The organism is Haloleucobacter ellipsoideus (assembly GCF_052491725.1).
The window spans coordinates 1-3,789 of record NZ_JBQWAR010000007.1; the positions used below are offsets into that span (position 1 = coordinate 1).

At 60.4% G+C, this 3,789-nt stretch carries 3 protein-coding genes; all 3 read right to left on the reverse strand.

Going from position 1 to position 3,789, the window contains the following annotated elements; translation table 11 throughout:
* Positions 1 to 212 precede the first annotated feature (212 nt).
* Positions 213 to 908: a glycosyltransferase family 2 protein gene (locus ACT6QG_RS00385; protein WP_444975632.1), complete on the reverse strand. Its 696-nt coding sequence runs from the start codon at positions 906 to 908 to the stop codon at positions 213 to 215.
* A 90-nt stretch (positions 909 to 998) separates the two neighbouring features.
* The gene (locus ACT6QG_RS00390) at positions 999 to 2,528 is read right to left on the reverse strand and encodes a glycosyltransferase family 4 protein (protein ID WP_444975633.1); all 1,530 of its coding nucleotides are present in this window, start codon (positions 2,526 to 2,528) and stop codon (positions 999 to 1,001) included.
* 7 nt (positions 2,529 to 2,535) lie between these two features.
* On the reverse strand, positions 2,536 to 3,531 hold the full coding sequence (locus ACT6QG_RS00395; RefSeq protein ID WP_444975634.1) for an NAD-dependent epimerase/dehydratase family protein: 996 nt from the start codon (positions 3,529 to 3,531) through the stop codon (positions 2,536 to 2,538).
* Positions 3,532 to 3,789: the final 258 nt, after the last annotated feature.

Sequence of the window (3,789 nt, forward strand, 5' to 3'; positions counted from 1 at the left end):
CTCCTCAGCGCCAATGGTACTTCGTCTCAAGACGCGGGAGAGTAGGTCGCTGCCAGGCCTGCAAAGGACAAGAAAATGCCCATTCACAATAACTAAAACCCCCACTACTATACGTAGTGGGGGTTTTGTCGTTCATCCAAGGCAAACTGCAAACATGAAAAGGGCAGGGCACAACTCCGCAGAAAGCCCGGAACCAGCGCCCATCCCACCTCTCAGGCCGAAGGCCACCTTATCCCGTGCGCCGCATCAACCAGGCTCATCTGTGAACCAGAACGGCAGCGCTTGAAATGAACCGTGCCGGAGACAGGTTTATGTGCAATGCCGTGCGCTAGTGTCACTGCATTCCAGTGCCAGTCTTCATGCCCAAACCCGCGCCCCAGATCGTTGGCTTTAAAGGGGTGCGTCCGGTAAAGAGCAGTGCGGGCAAAACTCATGGCATCCCAATAATTGAGCCAGTTCATATAGGGCGGCTCGCAAAGTGATGTCTCGGAGTCTGCATGCCAGAACAGCATCCGGCGATGGCCGAAAACGAGATTGCAGGCTGAATGCAGCACTGCATCGGGCCGCTGGGTACACATCTCCCATGCGGCAACCAGCCAGTTTTCTGACCACAGATCATCACCATCCAGAAATGTGGCGCATGTTCCGTTTGCCTGTGTAATGCCATGGTTGCGGGCTTGGCCGGGGTCTCCCGTATCACTCACAACATATTGTGCTGATGTGCCAAAAACCTGTTCAAGAACCTGTCGCGTGAGGTCATCCGCCCTGTCGAGAACCACAAGCACTTCGCACTGCAGCCCTTTATGCGCAGCCTGCTGAATGGCTGCCTGAGCGCTGCGTCCGGTAACGCCGGCGAGTAAGCCTTCGCGATGTGCGGTCAGGATGATGGAGATGTCGGGCTGGCCCATAAGGTCTCCGCTCCGTTGGCGCAGGCCTGCATGAGCAAGGGCGGCGCTTGATCTGATGATGTTGTCTCCACTCCGGAAAATGGAGAAGGCTTAAAGCGCTGCAATCCGTGCCATATAGGCCGCTTCAGAATGGCGCGCTGCAATTTTCGCCTGAAGAGCCCGGGCGCGGATTTCTCGCTCTTCCGGCCGTGCAAGCATGTCCCGCAAGGCCATGACATAATCCGTGACGGAGGCAGATGGCGGGAGCAACCAGCCCGTCTCCTCATCAATCAGTTCCGGCACACCGCCAACCCCGCTGGCGACAAGAGAGACGCCCCGCGCTCCAAGTTCCAGCAGAATGGTGGGCAGCCCATCCCATTGCGCCGTGTAGAGCCAGCCTGCGGCCTTCATCAGCGGCAGCTCTTCATAGCTGGTGAAGGGAGGGTGCATGGTCACGTTCGGCGGAAGAGTGGAAAGGTCAGGTGGAGCATCCAGAACCGCCTTGCCCCAGCAGGCAAAATCCACATCCGGCATGGCGCGGGCAATATCCAGAAGAAGATCAAACCGCTTTTGCCGGTCCAGCCGGCCACCCCAGAGCAGCAGTGGGCGCGGGCTCTGGTTTTTCGTCATCGCGGCCACGGGGGGCATGTCAGGGCTGGTCAGGGCTGGGCTATAGACAACTTGCAGTTTCTGACGCGCCATCTCCTGTGGCACGCCATAGCGGTTGGCAAGGGTTTCGGCCAGGTTGCACGTGTCTGTAAGTGCGGCTGTCAGCACCGGCAGAAGAGATGCAAAATGCCAGACCGGATAGCCGATCTCGGCCCCATCGCTCGTGCGCTCGGAGCAGAAGTAATAGGCATAAAGGCGGAAGCTTTCCGCCAGTTGTCGCCCATAGGTTTCAAACATGCTGAAGGCGAGAGCGCTGTTTACATTGAAAATGCGCGGCGCACCAATCTCCTGCAACATGACATAAAGCCCCCGACGCGGGTCTCCCATGCCGGGCATCAGGTCTGAAATATCAATGCAGGGTACAGATGCGGGGTACCAGTCCGGACGGTCCCATATGCTGTCATCGGTGCGCAGGATCAGGGGGCGGCCAGTATGGGCGATGGCGCGGGCAAGCATGGCTGCCACCAGATCCGCCCCGCCCATGCGCCCGGAGGGCATGAGAATAACCGCATCATAAGGCCCCTCGGGAATGCGCGCCCGCGCTTCGCACAGGAAGTGATAGGCAGTGTCATGCCAGGGGGGGCAGACGCTTGGCTCCATGCCCGTGATGACGCCCACATTGGGGTCAATCGATGCCGCCTGCGCAACAAGATGATGCATGGCCGGGGAGAGATGGAACGCCTTCATCTGGTCCAGAGCCGTGCGGGAGGCGGCATCCTGCTCAAGATGGGAGCGAAATTGCGCTTCATAAAGCGCGGATACTTCAAAAGGAGCAAGCCGGTTGCCACTCTCCGGCGCCTGCGTCTGTATCGCACCATGCCGCTTGCGCCAGGATTTGCGGATCTTGCGGGAATAGTCGCGCGGCAAGTGGCTGATCTTGCGTGCAAGCTGGCGCAGCAGCCAGGATGTGCGCGCTGCATTGCGCTCATGCTGGGCGATGAGGCCGCGCAGTCTGTCCAGTTCCTGCATCATCTTCCAATCATGTCCCAAGGGTGCGGGGGAGGGGCTCCCCCGGGGGCTGGCATTGGGCCTTGACCCATTGCCAGCTCAGGGCGATGGCTTCTTCAAGGCCCGTGCGCGCGTGCCATCCCAGCTCCTGCTGTGCGCGCGTGCAGTCCAGCACGGAGTAGGGGACATCGACAGGACGGGCGGGCTTGAGCATGGGCTCCAGCCGCATATGTGTCCCCCGCTCGATCATGGCGATGACCTCATTGAGCGAGTGCCCCCGCCCGCTGCCGGCATTGAGCGCCCCGGTGAGTTTGCTTTCCGCCGCCAGAACACAGCATTCGGCCAGATCCCGCACATAGAGATAATCGCGCACCACGCTGCCATCTCCCCACAGCTCGATGGGGCGCCCTTCCGCCACACTGCGCAGAAAGGTGGAGATGACGCCCTGCGTGCCCACATGCCCCTGCCTTGGGCCGAAAGGATTGGCGGCCCGGATGGCCACCGGGCTGAGGCCGTGCATGGCCTGATAAAGGCCAAGATAATGTTCGATGGCGGTCTTGATGATGCCATAGGAACAGATGGGCTGAAGAGGGTGGCTTTCGGGAATGGCCTGCACGCCCGAGGGGCCATAGACCGTGCCGCCGGAAGACAGGAAGACGATGCGCGGCACCTTCAGGGCCACCATGGCGTCCAGCATATCCAGCGTGCCGACGAGATTGCCGGAGGCATCCTCCCGCGGGTTGAAGTTGCCGGTGCCGGGCCAGGTGCTGCTGATGAGGTGAAACACGACATCCGCGCCAGACATGGCCTCGATCAGCGCCATGCGGTCACTGAACTGGCCGAATGCATAGCGCACTCCCGGCAAAGGGGGGCGGAACTCTTCCGGACGTCGGTCGAAGACGGTGACGGCGTGTCTGCGCGCCAGAAGAACATCGACGATATGCGAACCAATGAAGCCGCAGCCACCCAGCACAAGCGTGTTCAGCCGGCGCGCTTCTATCGGTCTGGGTGGTCTTTGTTCAATCATCGGCTCCGTTCACCCTCAAGGCGTGACTGCGGTTCAAGGTCAGGGCCGCAATCACCGGTCTGTGCGTTCCTGCAAAAGGCGGTTCCGATACGTCTGGAGACCTCATGCCCTCATTCGACAGTCACGGATTTTGCGAGATTTCTGGGCTGGTCGACATCCGTGCCCATGATGACGGCGGTGTGATAGGCGATGAGCTGGACGGGAATGGCGTAAACCATCGGGCAGATGGTTGCGGCCATTTCCGGCACGATCAGCTTC

Bases quoted from the DNA above. Each gene is read 5' to 3' on its own strand.
- ACT6QG_RS00385 (WP_444975632.1), bottom strand. From the start codon at position 908: ATGGGCCAGCCCGACATCTCCATCATCCTGACCGCACATCGCGAAGGC.
- ACT6QG_RS00390 (WP_444975633.1), bottom strand. From the start codon at position 2,528: ATGATGCAGGAACTGGACAGACTGCGCGGCCTCATCGCCCAGCATGAG.
- ACT6QG_RS00395 (WP_444975634.1), bottom strand. From the start codon at position 3,531: ATGATTGAACAAAGACCACCCAGACCGATAGAAGCGCGCCGGCTGAAC.